This window comes from Adhaeribacter terreus (assembly GCF_042657365.1).
GTDB lineage: Bacteria > Bacteroidota > Bacteroidia > Cytophagales > Hymenobacteraceae > Adhaeribacter_A > Adhaeribacter_A terreus.
This window is the reverse complement of record NZ_JBHSKT010000010.1, coordinates 80,036-98,196: the sequence shown is the minus strand read 5'-3', so window position 1 is coordinate 98,196 and position 18,161 is coordinate 80,036. Positions and strand designations below refer to the sequence as shown.

Annotated in this window: 13 protein-coding genes; 10 read left to right on the top strand and 3 right to left on the bottom strand. The window is 44.7% G+C overall.

Features of this window, described 5'->3' with window-relative positions:
* Window positions 1–204: 204 nt before the first annotated feature.
* From ACFPIB_RS15225 to ACFPIB_RS15195, 7 genes are all read left to right on the top strand, one after another.
* Window positions 205–1,773: a T9SS type A sorting domain-containing protein gene (locus ACFPIB_RS15225; protein WP_378018325.1), complete on the top strand. Its 1,569-nt coding sequence runs from the start codon at window positions 205–207 to the stop codon at window positions 1,771–1,773.
* A 281-nt stretch (window positions 1,774–2,054) separates the two neighbouring features.
* Window positions 2,055–3,032 (top strand): YjgN family protein, encoded by a 978-nt coding sequence (locus ACFPIB_RS15220; RefSeq protein ID WP_378018324.1) that lies wholly within the window; start codon window positions 2,055–2,057, stop codon window positions 3,030–3,032.
* 9 nt (window positions 3,033–3,041) lie between these two features.
* The gene (locus ACFPIB_RS15215) at window positions 3,042–4,133 is read left to right on the top strand and encodes a M48 family metallopeptidase (RefSeq protein ID WP_378018323.1); all 1,092 of its coding nucleotides are present in this window, start codon (window positions 3,042–3,044) and stop codon (window positions 4,131–4,133) included.
* A 97-nt stretch (window positions 4,134–4,230) separates the two neighbouring features.
* Complete coding sequence (locus tag ACFPIB_RS15210) at window positions 4,231–5,433, top strand: CaiB/BaiF CoA transferase family protein (protein WP_378018322.1); 1,203 nt, start codon at window positions 4,231–4,233, stop codon at window positions 5,431–5,433.
* Between the two features lie 101 nt (window positions 5,434–5,534).
* Window positions 5,535–6,215 carry a hypothetical protein gene (locus ACFPIB_RS15205; protein WP_378018321.1) on the top strand — a complete coding sequence of 227 codons (681 nt, stop codon included), beginning with the start codon at window positions 5,535–5,537 and terminating at the stop codon, window positions 6,213–6,215.
* Between the two features lie 31 nt (window positions 6,216–6,246).
* On the top strand, window positions 6,247–6,816 hold the full coding sequence (locus tag ACFPIB_RS15200) for an AraC family transcriptional regulator (RefSeq protein WP_378018320.1): 570 nt from the start codon (window positions 6,247–6,249) through the stop codon (window positions 6,814–6,816).
* Between the two features lie 356 nt (window positions 6,817–7,172).
* Window positions 7,173–9,422: a heavy metal translocating P-type ATPase gene (locus ACFPIB_RS15195; RefSeq protein WP_378018319.1), complete on the top strand. Its 2,250-nt coding sequence runs from the start codon at window positions 7,173–7,175 to the stop codon at window positions 9,420–9,422.
* A gap of 30 nt (window positions 9,423–9,452) precedes the next feature.
* On the opposite strand, the gene ACFPIB_RS15190 is transcribed toward ACFPIB_RS15195, so the two are convergent.
* The 3 genes from ACFPIB_RS15190 to ACFPIB_RS15180 form a co-directional block, all read right to left on the bottom strand.
* Window positions 9,453–10,280, bottom strand: a complete 828-nt coding sequence (locus ACFPIB_RS15190; RefSeq protein WP_378018318.1) for a TonB family protein — start codon at window positions 10,278–10,280, stop codon at window positions 9,453–9,455.
* A gap of 18 nt (window positions 10,281–10,298) precedes the next feature.
* Window positions 10,299–12,188: an ABC-F family ATP-binding cassette domain-containing protein gene (locus tag ACFPIB_RS15185; protein ID WP_378018317.1), complete on the bottom strand. Its 1,890-nt coding sequence runs from the start codon at window positions 12,186–12,188 to the stop codon at window positions 10,299–10,301.
* Window positions 12,189–12,254: 66 nt separating this feature from the next.
* The gene (locus ACFPIB_RS15180) at window positions 12,255–12,770 is read right to left on the bottom strand and encodes an RDD family protein (protein WP_378018316.1); all 516 of its coding nucleotides are present in this window, start codon (window positions 12,768–12,770) and stop codon (window positions 12,255–12,257) included.
* A 506-nt stretch (window positions 12,771–13,276) separates the two neighbouring features.
* Here ACFPIB_RS15180 and murI point away from each other — a divergent pair.
* The 3 genes from murI to ACFPIB_RS15165 all read left to right on the top strand — a co-directional run bounded on the left by murI (window position 13,277) and on the right by ACFPIB_RS15165 (window position 18,110).
* Window positions 13,277–14,095, top strand: a complete 819-nt coding sequence (gene murI, locus ACFPIB_RS15175; protein ID WP_378018315.1) for a glutamate racemase — start codon at window positions 13,277–13,279, stop codon at window positions 14,093–14,095.
* Window positions 14,096–14,766: 671 nt separating this feature from the next.
* The gene (locus ACFPIB_RS15170) at window positions 14,767–16,869 is read left to right on the top strand and encodes a M43 family zinc metalloprotease (RefSeq protein WP_378018314.1); all 2,103 of its coding nucleotides are present in this window, start codon (window positions 14,767–14,769) and stop codon (window positions 16,867–16,869) included.
* 146 nt (window positions 16,870–17,015) lie between these two features.
* Window positions 17,016–18,110, top strand: coding sequence for a complex I subunit 1/NuoH family protein (locus tag ACFPIB_RS15165; protein ID WP_378018313.1), 1,095 nt, complete (start codon window positions 17,016–17,018; stop codon window positions 18,108–18,110).
* Window positions 18,111–18,161: the final 51 nt, after the last annotated feature.

Here is an 18,161-nt window from a genome sequence, read left to right as displayed (position 1 = left end):
AAAATGAGGTGAATAGGTGTTTAAAGCTGGTAAATGAGTGTATAAATTGTATTATTTAAATAATATTAAAGGATTTTAAATTTGTAAACATTGCTTAGTGCAACTGATGATAGCTCGGGGCGTTAAAACCCCATATAAGAAATTACCGAAAATGATTTCGAAAATTTAACTGAAAATATGAAGAAAATTTAACTATTCCGAGCTATGAAAACTAACTTACTTACTTCCGTATTCCTTTTCTTGTCGCTGCTTTTTCTTAACCCTGACGCAAATGCGCAGCAGGCAGCAAAAACCAACAGCCCTTGTAATACCTCGCAACCAAGACCAATAACCGGAAATCAACATCCTTGTCCAGGTTCTTTAGAAACCTATTGCATCGATAACAGCCGGGGCTATACTTCTTTTGAATGGGATGTGCCAAGAGCCCACGCCGGCAACCCGCCAACCGGCTGGGAAATTGTTTCCGGGCAAGGCACCAACTGCGTAACTGTAAGAGTCGGTACTAAAAGCGGTACCATGAAAGTGAAAGTGAATGACCCGATCTGCGGCACCAAAGTAGCAACCCTCCCTGTAAAACCAAGCAAAGGCTTTATTGTTGATGTAGATGGACCTGATTCTGTTTGTGTAAATGTAAACCAAACGTATAATGCAACTGTAGCGGATTCTTTAGGCCGCGGAAATGGTAACGGTAATGGCCAGGTGAAAGGTAACTTTACTTATACCTGGACTGTACCAGCCGGCTGGACAATTGTAAGCGGACAAGGTACCAAGACTTTAACCGTAACTCCTGGTGCAACTGACGGCAAAGTTAGTGTAACCACAACATTTGCTTCTAACGGTAACAGCGGAAATGGCAACAACGGCAACGGCGTAGGAGGCTACAAAGGCTACTGCAACACTACCGCTTCCGATGCTATAGATGTAGATGTGAACACCAACTGCGGTACGCCACCGGTTTGCAACGTAGTAGCTGAAATTGCCGGACCAGATACCGTTTGTGCTTTCAATGATGAACCTTATACCTTCACTACCCCAGCGCAAAACAACGCCACCTATACCTGGAACGTTCCCGCCGATTGGACCATCGATTCTGGACAAGGCACTAACAGTATTACCGTTTATGTAGGCTTTGAACCAGGCGATGTAACCGTAACAGTAACCAATAACTGCGGAACCGCAACCGATACAGAATATGTGTTTGTAAACGAAGATTGCGGCAATATTAACCCGCTACCGGTAGAACTGATCGGTTTCTCGGGCACTACCACTGCCGAAGGAATTTCCCTGAACTGGTCTACTGCCGCTGAGAAAAATAACGATCGTTTTGAAGTACAACGCAGCAACGATGGCCGTTCTTTCGAAACTGTTGGCACCGTGAAAGGTAACGGCAATAGCAGCAACGTACTGAAATATAACTTCCTCGATAAAAATGCTGCCAACGGCCTGAATTACTACAGATTACGCCAGGTAGATTTCGACGGCAAGTTTGAATTCAGCAAAGTAATCGCTGTAACAGCTAAAGGAAAAGATGCAGGCATCACAGTTTATCCGAACCCATCTACCGACGGTGTATTCAATGTAAGAACCACTGAGCCAACAAATGCAACACTGCAAATTCTGGATATGAGTGGCCGCGTACTGCACAGCAGACAAATAACCAACGCCACCGAAATAAACGTAGACGGCCGCAGCTTAGGCATGAGACCTGGTTTATACCTGGTAAACCTGAAAGCCGGCGACAAAGTAAGCGTTCAGAAACTGATCATTAAATAAGTAAAGTAGTTAAGTAGTAATCATACTGGGAAAACCACCGGCTTCTGGCCGGTGGTTTTTTGTTTTTAAAAACGCTAGGATTTCAGGTAGAAAAAGTGGTGGTGAATCTGATAATAAAAACGGTATGTTTTTCGGCTAAAAAGTGCTTTGCTGGTGAAATGGTAGGTTTTGAGGCAAAGAAAGTAAATGGTGTTTATAGCAATGGCTGGATTTGCTTTGTTACAATTAGTTTTTATCTTTGAAAATCAAGCAATCTAAAAACAATCATCCCCACTCAATTTATGGAAGAAATTTACCAGCCTTCTCCGGCGGCAGAAGTGCCGCAAACCTTTGAGTTTAAAGGCAAAAGCTCCGAATTATTCGGTATTCAGTTACCAAACTGGGTATTAACCGTGGTTACCTTCGGCGTTTATTATCCCTGGGCCAAAGCCGAAAAACTGAAATACCTGTACCAGAAAACCGAATTTGCCGGCAGCCGCTTTAAATTTCATGGTACCGGAAAAGAAATGTTCAAAGGATTTATAAAAGCCATGCTGGTGTTTGCGGTGCTCTATGGCGTACTCATGGCTTGCGTCTTTTCTGGTTCTAAAGGCCTGATTTTAGGCGGTATGTTCTTCTTTTATTTTGGTTTGGCCGCCTTAATTCCGGTAGCTATTTACGGTTCCATGCGCTACCGCCTTTCCCGCACTTCCTGGCGCGGTATCCATTTTGCCTTCACCGCCAGCCTGAAAGAGATTTACGTTACCTGCATAAAAGGTATGTTTTTGTCTATTATTACTTTGGGTATTTATTCTTCCTGGTTTGCTGTAGCGCTGCGGAAGAAAATTGTAGGCAATATCCGCATCGGAAATATTCGTTTTGAGTTCGATGGCGAAGGCAGCGAATTGTTCATGATCCACCTGAAAGGTTATTTCCTGAGCATGTTCACGCTGGGAATTTACTTGTTCGGGTACATGGCTGAATTGCACCGCTTCTATTTCAACAATATTTTAATTGAGCAGAATGGTAATTATTCGCGCCTGGAAGCCAACGTGAATGGTGCCGGTTATTTTAAACTTCTGGCCGGAAACATCCTGATCGTGATCTTTACTTTGGGTTTAGGCACGCCGTTGGTTACCGTTCGTACCATGCGTTACGTGATTAATAACTGCGAATTGTTCTGTAATTTAGACCTCGAAAATCTGGAACAAGCCCAAACCGATGGCATTGATGCTACTATGGAAGACGTTTCCGATATTCTGAATCTTGACCTGGTATAATTGCAGCTTATGGCCGAATTTCAAGGCTTATATTTTAACGGAAAAACCAGTGCGGGCCTGCCCGTTTCGGTAACATTTTTGCCCACAGAATTTCAACTTACTTCCCCGACTGATGCGGATTTCCTGCGGATCTGGGATATAAACCTGATTGGACGCAACGATTTTAACGATGACGAACTGGTAGAACTGCAATATGCCGCTTCGCCGCCTGAATATCTGGAAGTGAAAGATCCGGCCTTTTTCGGCGCATTAAAGGAAAAATACCCGAAAGCTGTTTTTGCAGGTTCGCGCTATGGTTCTTTGATTTCCGGAGATCCGTTGCCGCTTTTAAGTGTGCTGGCGGTTTTTGTGTTGCTGGTTGCCGGAGCATATTTCTGGCTTATTCCTAAAACCGCAGAAATTGTAGCCGAAAATTTACCGGTAAGCGCCGAAGTAAAATTAGGCCAGGCCCTGATCGATGGCATGCTCGAAGCGGAAGAAAAAGATTCCGTCAAAACTATTTATGCCCAGCGTTTTTTTAACCTGCTGCACGCCAGTCCGCAAAACGGAAAAGTAAGCGTTACTGTCGTGAAAAATTCTCAGGCGAATGCATTTGCAGTTCCTGGTGGGCACATTGTGGTTTACGAACCGATCATTCACCTTACCGATAGTTACGAGGAATTTGCCGGCCTGATGGCCCACGAAAATGCCCATTTGCAGCATCGCCATTCGCTGAAAGCGTTGTTTCGGAATCTGTCAAGTTACTTCCTGGTTTCCCTGCTTTTTGGCGATGTGAATGGCATTATGGTGGTGGTAGCTGAAAACGCCAACAGTCTGAAATCGCTGGAATATAACCGGGAACTGGAAAAAGAAGCCGATATGACGGGACTAAAATTGCTGGAACAAAAACGCATCGATCCGAACGGTATGGTAGGGCTTTTCAGTGCTTTGAAAGACCAGAAAGGGAATTTAGATCTGCCGGAATTTTTAAGCACGCACCCGGTTCTCGATTCCCGCATCGATTACCTGAAAACCGAAATTGCCAGCCGGAAATTTCAGGTACAACCAAACGATTCGCTGCAATATTACTGGCAAAAACTGAAAGGAAAGTCGGTAGAATAAATGCCACGTGGCGAGTTTTTACGTAATTTGCCCTACCGTTTTTGTGTTTTAAATCACTTATGAAAACCAATCCGTAACGGTTGGTTTTTCTTATTCTATGCAAGCTGAACAACCTTTTTCCGGACTTGTAGTGCTCGAACTTGCCAGCGTACTGGCTGGTCCGAGCGTAGGGCAATTTTTTGCTGAACTCGGCGCTACCGTTATAAAAATAGAGAATACCGGCACGCAAGGCGATGTAACCCGCAAATGGAAAGCCCGCTCCGAAAATCCGGAAACCGATATTTCAGCCTATTTTTCCTGCGCTAACTGGGGCAAAAGATCGGTAGCTTTAGACCTGAAAAAAACAGCCGGGCTGCAAATTCTACATAAACTTACGGCGCAGGCTGACATCGTAATTGCCAGCTACAAACCCGGAGACGCCGAAAAATTGCGGGTAGATTATAAAACGCTATCCGAAATCAACCCAAAACTGCTTTACGGCCACATTACCGGTTACGGCACCCAAAACCCAAGAGCCGGATACGATGCCGTGATCCAGGCGGAAAGCGGGCTGATGTACCTGAACGGCGAACCCGATGGATTACCTACCAAAATGCCGGTTGCGTTTGTCGATCTTTTTGCCGCGCACCAGTTAAAAGAAGGTTTGCTTACGGCTTTATATATGCGCGAAAAAACCGGGAAAGGCCAGCTGGTGCAGATGTCTTTGCTCGATGCGGCATTAACTTCACTGGCCAATCAGGGTACCAACTACTTGGTAGCCGGTTTTGAGCCGCAACGCGCCGGCTCCGAACATCCGAATATCGTTCCTTATGGCACCATTTTTACCACCGAAGATCAGAAACAACTTATTTTAGCCATCGGAGATGACCGGCAGTTCCGGAATTTATGCCTGGTTTTGGGCCAACCGGAAATTGCGGAAGACATTTTATTCAGTAAAAACAGTGCGCGCGTAAAAAACCGGCTGGTGCTCAACGAAAAATTAAAAATGCTGATCGCGGGTTTTAAGCTGGAATATTTACTCACCGAATTGGAAAAGCGTTTTGTGCCGGCCGGAGCCGTCCGGTCTGTTTCCGAAGCTCTTTCCGGAGATGCAGCCAAAGCGTTACAATTCAAGACAGATTATGCAGAAAATGGACTTTCAGGTTTAAAAACGGTAGCGTTTAAGCTCGAAAAACCTATGAATGATCATTTGTTGCCGCCCCCGCATTACGCCCAGCATACCCGGGAAGTACTGCAGAAACTCGCCGGCCTTGATCAGGAAACCTTGCAAAAACTGGAAGCCGAAGGAATAATTCAATAACACTTTGCAGTGCAAAATTTTTAAAAACCAATTTCTCCGGAATAGGGTATGTTTTAGTCAGCATTCCTTAACTTTAAATTTTCAAATTCTAAAAGCAGCTTATGGAGGACAGACTCGACGCCATTTTTGAAGGTCTCAGACAGAAATCGTCGGCTAAACAAGCCATTTACCGGAACACAAAGCAAGCCTTCGATCAGTTCCGTAAAATTTCCATCGATCTGGTAAAAAAGCTCAGCGATCGCGTAACTTCCCTCGATTCTTCCGTTCTGATCGAATACCGCGACGTAAGCGAGTTTGAATTCCACATAAAAATTTCCGGCGACCTGCTCGTTTTTGTGATGCATTCCAACGTGGTTACCTTCCCTGAAGACTACGATCTGATGAAAACCGAATACGTGGAAGCTGATTTCAAACGTCGGTTCTTCGGGCATATCATGGCTTACAACTTCATGGCCGATTCAATAAAATATGGTCGTATGAACGATCCGGGATATTTGTTAGGCCGGTTACTGATCAATATCGAGAATCATTTTTACCTCGAGGGAGTAGATCAGCTCAATTTGCGGTACCAGGATATTGCCCGTAATGTTTTAAACGAAGAAGCCATATTACTGATGGTGGAAAGCGCCATAATTGCGGCCGTAAATAACGATCTTATGGCCCGTAATATAGATGATATGCGGACCATAACGGTGAAACAAAAGCTTGATAATCAACAGATAAGTCGCAACCAAAAGGTCGGTTTTAACTTCAGCTACGAAGCCAGCCACTACCACGATTAATACTTTTTTACCCCGAAACCCTACCGTTTTTATGCCCGAAGAACAGCACCATTTAGCCATTAAAAATATGGTTTGCCAACGTTGCGTGCGCGTGGTAAAAGATGAGCTGGAAAAGCTGGGTTTGGAGGTAAACGAAATTGCGCTCGGCGAAGCCACCGTAACCGGAAACGCAGACCGTGAACAAATTAAAAATGTATTGGCTGAAGCCGGTTTTGAGTTGCTTGAAGACAAAAAAGCGCGGCAGGTAGAGCAGATCAAAAACTACATCATCCAGCTTATTCAGGAACCCGAATCCCGCCTGCAGAATTATTCCGACCTGATCGCCGAGCATCTAGACAAAGATTACCACTACCTAAGCCAGCTTTTTTCCTCTTCCGAAAACGTAACTATCGAGCGCTACATCATTCTGCAGAAGATCGAAAAAGTAAAGGAATGGCTGGTTTACGACGAATTGAGCCTCAGCGAAATGGCCTACAAACTCGGTTACAGTTCCGTAGCGCACCTTTCCAGCCAGTTCAAACAAGTTACCGGTTTCACGCCAACGGCTTTTAAAAAACTGAAGGCGCATAATAGAAAACCGCTGGATGAGGTGGGGAAATAACTCTGATTGCCACGGGTTAAAACCGTGGCAATCAGAGTTATTTTTTATAAAACCGTATCTTTTTTTGTCTCAAAACCCTGAAAATTCAAAAAGTAGCACTCTCAAAATTCATTAGCAGCTCTTCCGGATTTATAAATCCGGAAGTAGCCTGTGGCGGGTCTATTGACCCACGTTTGCTGCTCATACGCTCAAAAACGCGGATTGATAAATCCGCTACAGGTAGTTTTCGGATAAATAAATCCGAAAAAGCATTTTTCTTTCATTCACTAATTCTATAATTCAAACTCACAATTCTATAACGCTTTCCGTAGCAATAGCCATTACTTTTGTACCGTTCACCACCGTATAAAAACGCTATGGAAACCATCGATAAAACTCCTGATACCGATATAATAGAAACCACTTTCCCGGTAACCGGCATGACCTGTGCAGGCTGTTCGGCGAGCGTGGAAAGCATGTTGCAAAGCCAGCCGGGCGTAGAAAAGGCGCAGGTAAACTTTGCCTCCATGAATGCTACGGTTACGTACTACCCGCAGGAAATTACGCCGGAAAAAATGCAGAAGGTTATCCAAAGCATTGGCTACGATCTGCTCATTGAGCCTTCCGAAGCCGACGTGGAAGCGCTGGAAAAGCAACGCATAAAAGATTATGCTACGCTTAAAAAACGGACAATCGGCGCTTTGCTTTTAGCAGTTCCGGTGGCGGTTTTGGGTATGAGTTTTCACCATCCTTCGCCAACCTTAAAATGGATCGAGTTGCTGTTGACCTTGCCGGTGGTTTTCGGTTTTGGCTGGCCGTTCTTTAAACGCGCTTTTGCTCAAGCCAGACACGGCAAAGCGAACATGGATACGCTGGTGGCTTTGAGTACCGGCATTGCCTTTATTTTCAGCGCTTTCAATACTATTTATCCACAATATTTCGAGAGCCGGGGTTTGGATGCGCCCATTTATTTTGAAGCGGCTGCGGTGATCGTCGGGTTTATTTTGCTGGGAAAATTGCTGGAAGAACGGGCTAAATCCAAGACTTCGGCGGCGCTTAAAAAACTGATGGGGCTGCAGCCCAAAACGGTAAAGCGTCTGGAAAACGGTACGGAAACCGAGATAAAAATTGAAGAAGTGCTTATGGGCGATATTTTGCTGATCAGGCCGGGTGAGAAAATTCCGGTTGACGGTAAAGTGGTGCAGGGCGAATCTTTTCTGGACGAAAGCATGCTGACCGGCGAGCCGCTTCCGGTTTCAAAAACGGCGGGCGCGGCGGTTTTTGCCGGCACCTTAAACCAGAAAGGCAGTTTGCAGATAGAAGCCCGGAAAGTAGGAGGGGCCACCGTGCTGGCGCAGATCATCAAATCGGTGCAGCACGCCCAGAATTCCAAACCGCCTGTGCAGCAACTCACCGATAAAATTGCCGGCATTTTTGTGCCCGTAGTCATTGGTATTGCGCTGTTGAGTTTTGTGGTCTGGATGATCTTCGGAGGAACTTCGGAGCTGAGTCATGCGCTTCTGGCCTTCGTTTCGGTGCTTATTATTGCCTGTCCTTGCGCGCTGGGTCTTGCCACACCAACCGCCATTATGGTAGGCGTAGGGAAAGGCGCCGAAAACGGGATTCTGATAAAAGATGCTGAAAGCCTGGAAAATGCCTACAAAATGAATGCGCTGATCCTGGACAAAACCGGCACCATCACCAAAGGCAAACCCGAACTTACCGATATAAAATGGAACGCTAAAATTGCGGATGTCAGTCAATTGAAATCGGTTTTACTTTCCTTAGAAGCAGCTTCGGAACACCCATTGGCCACGGCGGTGGTAAATAGCCTGAAAGCTGAAAATGTGCCTGCAGTGCCGGTGGAGAATTTCCAGAGTATAACCGGTCGCGGCGTAAAAGGTAACGTGAACGGCAAAAGTTACCTGATCGGCAATAAAAAACTGCTGAACGAAAACCTGATCCTGACTGATGCCGAACTGGAAAAAATCGCTTTAAAATTAGAAGCCGAAGCCAAAACGGTACTGTTTTTCGCCGAAAATGTGCAGACCGTAGCCGTAATTGCCGTTGCCGATGCCATCAAAGATACTTCCGTAACCGCCTTTTCCGAACTCAAAAACCTGGGCCTGGAAATTTACATGCTAACCGGCGATAACGAAGCCACCGCCAGAGCTGTGTCGGAACAAGTTGGTATTTCCCATTTCAAAGCCGGGGTAATGCCTGCAGATAAAGGAAATTTTGTGCAGGAACTGCAGCGGAAAGGTAAGATCGTAGGCATGGTTGGCGATGGCATCAACGATTCGGAAGCGCTGGCCCGCGCCGACGTAAGCATTGCCATGGGCAAAGGCACCGACATTGCCATGGAAGTTGCCCAACTCACGCTCATGCACTCCGACTTGAACCATATTCCGAAAGCCATTAAACTTTCCCGCGCCACGGTCCGCACCATACGGCAAAACCTATTCTGGGCCTTCATCTACAACGTGATCGGAATTCCCATTGCCGCTGGCGTGCTTTACCCCACCTACGGATTCCTCCTCGACCCAATGATCGCCGGAGCCGCCATGGCGCTGAGTTCCGTTTCGGTGGTTACAAATAGTTTACGGTTAAGAACGGTGAAGTTGTAAAAAAAAGCCCGCTTATACCGGGCTTTTTTTTTATTGTATTGAAAATTTTATCGGGAGAATTATTCTCGTGGTTACCGCCCTACCGTTCAGTATTCCTGGTTGAAATTTTCGGGGCATGAGTTTCGTAACCCTTAGCGCTTCTGCATCTAAACTGGGGTATAATTTAGTTTTGACATAGAAATCAGTAGCGTTTCCTTCTTCGTTCACAGAAAATGCGATTACTACCGTACCTTCAGCCCCCGCTCTTGCGGCATCCATTGGATAGCTGATATTATTTATAAAAGCCTTACTGATCAATTCATTACCAAATTTATCCGGAATCAGGCTTGGAGCGCTGTCTAGTTTTCGTTTCTCCCAAGTATTATTTACGAACACATCAAATTCCAGCGAGTCAGGCAGCGGTTTTTCATAATAAATTTTGTTCAGACTGTAGTCATAAACTTTTATTACCTCGCCTTCAGCGTTAAAAAATTGCCACGATCCTGCCCGTTCTCCATTTTTATACAGTCCTTTTTCACTTAAAAAGATTGTATTATCAGCAAACGCACACTCGTGCCAAATCCCTGATTTCTGATCGTTTAGATAATTTCCCTGGGCTAAGATATGTTCTGTTCCGGGGAAGTAATAGGTCCAGGTACTGTCTTTTAAGTTATTTTTATAAAAGCCCTTTTCTACTACCGTTTTATACGCGGTGGTAATCTGCTTGTATTCGCCGTGCTTTATCTTTTCGTTTGCTTTCAGAACGTAAAATTCTTCTCTAATGCGCTGCTGAGAGTTGTAATCAACGACTTTTTTCAACTCTTGTGCCTTCGCGTTTAAGACCAGCGCACAGCATAAAACAAAAAATAAAAATCTCATTTATATTTTCTTGTAAAACTACATCAAATCCGCCAGTTCCAGCCAGCGCTCACTTTTCTGGTCAATTTGCTTACCAATTTTCTCGATCTCGGCGGCGGTGGCGGCCAGTTGCGTGTGGTCTAAACCACCGCTGTTCAGTTCGCCGGTCAGTTGGTCGCGTTTGGTTTCCAGTTCGTCGATTTCCTTTTCCAGCTGCTCGTATTCCTGCTTTTCTTTGAAAGAAGGTTTGCGTTTTTGGGTAAGCGGTTCGGCTTTGGGCGCGGCCGCTGGGGCAGCTTTGGGTTTTTCCTCAGGAATTACTACCGTTTTGTCTGATTTCTCCTGTTCTTTCAGCCATTCGCGGTAATCCGTATAATTGCCCGGGAAGTTGCGGATCTTACCGTTGCCTTCGAACACAAAAGCATGATCGATCAACTGATCCATGAAATACCGGTCGTGCGAAACGATGAGCAGACAGCCGCCGAAATTCAGCAGGAAATCTTCCAGAATATTCAGCGTAATGATATCCAGGTCGTTGGTTGGCTCATCCAGGATCAGGAAGTTCGGGTTTTTAATAAGTACGCGCAGCAACTGCAAACGCCGTTTTTCGCCACCGCTCAGTTTGCCTACCATGGTATATTGCTGCGAAGGCGCGAACTGGAAATGCTGCAGGAACTGCGAGGCCGAGATCACTTCGCCTTTGGCGGTTTCTACCACTTCGGCCACTTCCTTTACAATATCAATTACGCGCTGGTCTTCCTTAAAAGTGAGTTCGGTCTGGGTGTAATAGCCAAAAACGGTCGTTTCGCCTTTTTCAATTTCGCCGGAATCAGGAGTAAGTGCGCCGGTAAGCATGTTCAGGAAGGTAGATTTCCCCATGCCGTTCGGCCCGATGATACCAATGCGATCCTGCTTTTTGAACACGTAAGAAAAATCGTCGATCAGTTTACGTCCGCCGAAAGATTTAGAAATGTGTTTAACTTCCAGCACTTTATTGCCCTGGCGCGTGGTTTTTACCGAAAGGTCTAAACCCGGTCCGGAAGCTTTACCAGCCGCTTTTTCCTTCGTTTCATAAAAGGCATCTATCCGGCTTTTCGATTTCGTACCCCGCGCTTTCGGCTGACGACGCATCCATTCGAGTTCCTTGCGCATCAGGTTGCGGGCTTTATCCACTTCAGCGCCGGCCATTTCTTCGCGTTCGGCTTTTTTCTCTAAAAAGTAAGCGTAGTTGCCTTTGTAAGAATAAACCTGTCCCTGGTCCAATTCCGCAATTTCGGTAGCTACTTTATCCAGGAAATACCGGTCGTGGGTAACCATTAAAAGCGTTTGGTTTTGCGTAGAAAGCAGGTTTTCCAGCCACTCAATGGTGTCCAGGTCCAAGTGGTTGGTAGGCTCATCCAGAATAATGAGGTCAGGTTCGGTTATCAGCATACGGGCCATGGCCACGCGTTTGCGCTGTCCGCCGGAAAGGTGTTTTATTTGTTTGTGTAGGTCGTGAATGCCGAGTTTGCCCAGAATTTGCTTTACTTTTTGTTCATAATCCCATGCATTCAGATCGGTCATGCGGTCCATGGCGCGTTGCAGCACGTCGTGATCCACGTCCGGGTTTTCCATTACCGCTTCGTATTCCCGGATGGCATCCAGGGTTTCGTTCGTGCCGGCAAAAAGGGCATCCTGCACGCTGGCTTCTTCATCTAAAAAAACGGGGTTCTGGCTTAAATAACCTACCAGAATGCCGTTGCGCGTGCTCACCGAACCGGAATCGGGCACAATTTCGCCGGCTAAAATGCGCAATAACGTACTTTTGCCGGTACCGTTTACGCCCACCAAGCCAATGCGCTGCCCGCGATTAATACCAAAATTCAGATCTTTGAACAACCAGCGGTCGCTGTAAGATTTCGAGATGTTTTCTGCCGAAAGATAATTCATGCCGCAAAGGTACGCATTTATGTTTTTGCAAAAGAAAACGCTATGGTTTCGGCGCTAAAAAGTCGATTAAAGATGTTTAGCAACCCGCACCACGCAACCGGCAATAATATCGTGCAGCGTTTGGTGCCGGTGATTAAAAAGTGCAACCAGGAAACCACCGAAAAATAAACCAACCGATAAAAATTTGCCTATGTAACGTAACGTGGCCTGCCAGAAGGAAATGCGATGCCCGTCAAGGTCTGTAACTCTTATTTGCATGGCAATTTTACCCAGCGTTCCCTGCCGCACCGAAGATTCCATTAGGGCGTAGTACAGCCAATGAATTATCAAAAAATATAGATTTGCGTAAATAAACTTGCTCAGGTAATCCAGATCGGAAATAAAAATGGAGAGATGGGGCAGGAGAAAGTCAGAAGCAAGGTCTGGGGGAAAAGGATAACCGAGAATAAAATATAAAGTTAAGCCCTGCACAAATAAAAAAAGGCAAGTATCAATTAAATAGGCGGCAAACCGACATTCAAGACTTCCATAAGCGGCCGATCGCCGGATGACTGCGTGTTTGTTGTAAGGAATAGCTGCCATGAGATTGGGTATTTATTTGTTTTCTGCTCATCGTTTTTCAGTTTGTGAGTGCGTTAGGTTAGGGTGGTAGAAGTAGAAATCAGAATAATAAACTATGTCTATATTTTGTATTATTTTAAGCTGCTTCGGTGCGGGAATATAATTCTTTAAACGATGCCGCCGGGAAAAAGTATTATTGCTGAAAATAATTTTCCGTGAAAACGCATATATTAAAGGTGAGTTTTAGCGTTTTACATAATTGGGTTCATAATTTTGATAGCCACTGCAAAAAAAAACTGAAAAATGAGGTCAATAATTGCAGCTGAAAAATAGTACCAAAACCGAAAGCCTGTCTATATATTAATTTTGTTTATTATAAGTTTATTGTTCTTGCTTCATAAATATTTAAAAAAAACGCTAGGTTTTTCGGGGTAAAAAGTAAGAAGTTGCCGGAATGAATAAAATATCTTGTTCCGGCGTTTTCAATCCCGAAAAAGCAGGTTAATTTCGCCTTCAGATTTTACAATATGCCAGAAACGGAACTGAAAAATTTACCCATCGGAATTTTCGATAGCGGCATTGGCGGTCTTACGGTTGCGCACGCCATTACCAAAATTCTGCCTCGCGAACAGCTCATTTATTTCGGCGATACCGCACACCTCCCTTACGGCGATAAATCTACGGCTGCCATCCAGGCTTATTCCGTGAAGATCTGCGATCTGTTGATCCGCCAGCAATGCAAAATAATTTTAATTGCCTGTAACTCTGCATCGGCGGCGGCCTATGAACTGGTAAAAGAATACGTAGGCAGTAAAGCAAAAGTGCTGAACGTAATAGACCCAACGGTACAATATATCGGCGAAAATTACGGGAATAAAACCATCGGCCTTATCGGAACCAAGCAAACCGTAAATTCCAATGTTTATAAAAAGAAAGTAGATGCTCTGGATAAAAATATTACGCTCAACTCGCTGGCAACGCCGTTGCTGGCAGCTATGATTGAGGAAGGTTTTTTCAACAACACCATTTCCGAAAGCGTGATCAGCACCTATTTGACGGATCCGCATCTGCAAAACATTGAAGCACTGATTCTGGGCTGCACCCACTATCCGCTCATCAAGAAGCAAATTGAAAGTTTCTACCAGGGCAAAGTTGATGTGTTGGATACTTCCGAGCTGGTGGCGCACTACGTGAAAAACTTCCTGCACCAAAACCATCTGGCAGCTCCAAAACGCCCCGGCGAACATAAATTTTACGTTTCCGATTTTACCCAATCGTTTGAAGAATCGACGCGCATATTTTTCGAAAAAGCTGTGCAGCTGGAACATTACCCTTTATGGGAATAAAAAAACGCTATGGTTTCAGGCATAAAAAGTCAGCGCAGAAACTTTTAAATAATTGTTCTGCATTACAGATAAAAATAAGCCCGGGTATTTATACCCGGGCTTATTTTTTTGGAGCAATTTTAAATTATATGCTATCTAAAATGTTTTATTATTTTCTCAAAATTCTATTGAATATCGCACGCATAAATCCACTTTCAAATTGTTCCAACTCATAGCAAAATTCAGCATCATGGAATAATAATTTGGCTGAATATATAGAATCTCGGAAGAGCTATGCTGGAACCCAAAGCATGAATTCTGACGAAATTGCTCATGACGCTAAATCGAAACGACATTATTTAAGAAAAAGAGCAAAAAATTTTCAAATCTTTTCTAACAGTATTAATACGGACTAACTTTTTTTGAAAGTGTAATTTTCCCGGATGAGTCTGTAACTACGTACGCATTATTTATGATTTGTTAGAATAAAACAAATATATACTGTAAATATACTAAGGTTTTATATATAGAAAATAAAAGTTAAACAATTAAAAATCAATAATTTAGCTCTTGTTTTTCGTAACCTAAAGCTATTTATGGAAGTTTATAGATAATAATTTGTAATCTGAGAGGAAGAATTTCATCTGCGGCGGTTACATTTTTTCATCACATCTTCTGTAAGCACGGTCGTTATGAGAAACGTTAAACAATCCATCATCTTGTTCTGCCTGTTGCAGATAATAGCTTCCGAAATCTTCGCTCAGAATATTGTACAAAATGTAACCGGCAACCAAAACCCGGGAGATTGTGGAGCCGCTGTTTTGCACGATAATTTACTGCGCACCAGCCAGGAATTCCGCAAACGGATCGAGTTGAATGAAAACCTGATGCAAGCTGCTCAGAAAACCAATGCTCTCGCCCGCACCAACCAAGCCAACGGACAGATATTGATAATTCCGGTGGTCGTTCATATCATTCATATTGGTGAAGCAGTTGGTACCGGCAATAATATTTCTGATGCGCAGGTAAACAGCGCCATTGTTGCTCTTAATGACATTTATCGCAAAAAGGCCGGCACTTATGGCGCAGGCGGCGGAGTAGACATGGAAGTTGAATTTCAGCTCGCAACCCGCGATCCCAATTGCAACCCTACTAACGGTATTGTGCGCGTGAATGGTAGCGGCGTCCCCAACTATGCAAGCAAGGGCGTGAAATTACAAACTGCCGGCGCGGAAGATCTGGCCATTAAAAACCTGAGCAGATGGCCCAATTCAGATTATTATAATATCTGGGTTGTAAACGATATTGATAATGGAGGCGGTATTGCAGGCTATGCTTATTTGCCGGGAGCGCCAGCCAATTTAGATGGAATTGTAATCTTAAACCGCGCTTTTGGTACCGTCGGAACTGTATCAAATGGTATGAGTCGTGGCCATACCCTGGCCCACGAATTAGGTCATGCTTTCAACCTTTATCATACTTTCGAAGGCGACAATGGAGGTACTTCCTGCCCGCCTGTTACCAACGGTTGCGGTTCCGGCCAGGGCGATTGTGTTGCTGATACTGAACCACATAAACGCTCCAGTAGTGCTTACAATTGGTCTTGTCCTGCCGGAGCAATTAATTCCTGTACAAATGCCCCCATTGGGAATGTCTATAAAAATTATATGGACTATAATATTGAAACCTGCAGATCCGAATTTACGCAGGATCAGAAAGACCGCGTGAGAGCCGCAATTACCCAGCTTCGGCCTGGTTTACTGAATTCACAAAGTCTTTCAGCCGGAACTTTAAGCACGCCTTTAGCCGCAACCTGTACGCCTTCCGGTACAGTGGTAAGTAATAATTTTGGCATTGGCATCTATAGCGTTGAGATTGGCAGCAGTATGGTTAAATCTGATGGCACCGTAGGAGATAATGCTTTATTGGTAGATCATAGCTGCAACCAGCATTTCGGGTTGGAAGACAATAATGCTTCCTCGATTTCTGTTACTACCGGACCAGCAAATAATGAGAACGTGCATGTTTACCTCGATTATAATAATAATGGAAGCTTCACGGAAGCCGGCGAATTGATTCTTAATTCCAGCAATGCCAAAACCCATAGCGGTACATTTGCACCCCCCACCGGAAACTCTTCCAACACGGCTCTCCGTTTGCGGATCATCAGCGACTTTGCCGCAAACCAAATAACCGGGCCTTGTTACCTGCCCCAATACGGCCAGATAGAAGAATATACCGTTACTCTAATAAGTCCGCTTCCGGTTAGTTTAGCATCTTTTACGGCCGCAAAAGTGCAGAATCAGGTTTTGCTAAAATGGCAAACTGCCCAGGAACGCAACAACCATTATTTCGAAATTGAACGCTCCACTGATTCTAAAGAATGGCAGGCAATAGGGAAGGTAAATGGCTCCGGAAATTCAGCAATAACTCAAGCGTATGCATTTACCGATTCACAACCACTGCCGGGCAATAATTATTACCGCCTGAAGCAGGTTGACTTCGATGGCCATTCGGAATTCAGTATTATCCGTTTTGTAGAATTTACAAAAGAAAAGATCGCTTTTACGCCATATCCAAACCCCGGTAAAGGCGAGTTCGAAGTTAAAACCAATAGCCCGATCACCGATCAGATTCAATTGCGGGTTTATGATACCAACGGCCGTCTGATTTATCAGCTTCAATCTGCGCCGCAAAACGCCCGCTTTTCAATAGCGAACTATCCGGCCGGGCTTTATATGTTGGAGGTTATCTCAGGAAATGTAGTAGATCGGATAAAGCTTGTAAAAGAATAGATTTCAGAGAAATTATTTCTGATTAAATGCAAATTCCCGACATGCTTTTTAAATGAAGCTACGACTTTTTCTGATTTTTTGAGTATTCACTGATAATTCCTTTCATAACCGTACCTTTGCCGCGGTAATAACATAAATGCCCGGAAATGCTGGCTTTGTTGCTTTGTCTGGTTTTGGTATTGAGCATGGTGGTAGTGCTGGCTTACGCCGAGCGCAAAATTGCCGCATTCATGCAAGACCGTCTCGGCCCCATGGAAGCCGGCCCTTACGGCAGCCTGCAATCTTTGCTGGATGTGGTAAAACTGCTGCAAAAAGAAGATATCGTTCCGGCTGCTGCAGATAAATTCCTCTTCAAATATGCTCCGGTAATAATTTTTGCTGCAGTGCTGGCTGGGTTCGCGGTTATTCCGTTAACGCCCGCTTTCATCCCTTCCGGAACTTCATTGGGCGTTTTTTATCTGCTGGCTATTTTGTCTTTGGATGTAATTGGACTGTTAATGGCGGGTTGGGGCTCGAATAATAAATTCGCGGTTTTAGGCGCCATGCGGTCCGTAGCTCAAATCGTTTCCTACGAAATTCCGGCCGGGCTGGCAGTTTTGTGCGTGGTTATGATCTCCCAGAGTTTAGACCTGCAGGAAATAAGTTTCCAGCAAGGCATTTTAGCAACTCAAACCGGAACAGATAATTATCTTTTCGGAATTAAAGGCTTAGGCATCAATACCACCGGAATCGGCGGCTTTACTACCTGGAATGTTTTCCGCGCGCCGTTTCTGATAATTGCTTTCATCATATATTTCATTGCAAGTTTAGCCGAATCGAATCGCGCCCCATTCGACATTCCTGAAGCAGAATCGGAACTCGTAGCCGGTTTTCACACCGAATATTCTGGTTTCCGTTTTGCAGCCTTGTTCTTAGCCGAATACGCTATGATGTTGTTGGTTTGCGTTGTAGCCGTAGTCCTTTTTTTAGGTTCCTGGAATACCGTTTTGCCCAACATTGGTTCTGTAAAACTTGCCGACTGGACCACCGGCCAACCCGGCAAGATTTCCGGCCACCTCTGGGGGCTTTTCTGGCTACTAGCTAAAACTTCCGTACTCTTATTTATCCAGGTAGCCATCCGTTGGACCTACCCGCGTTTGCGCGTAGACCAATTAATGTATCTTTGCTGGAAAATCCTTACGCCGGTTGCCTTAGGTCTGGTAATTATTGCCGCTTTCTGGCGCTTGTGGATGGTGGGGTAATGGAATGATGAATTGATTGAATTTAGAATTATAGAATTTATCTGGCATTCC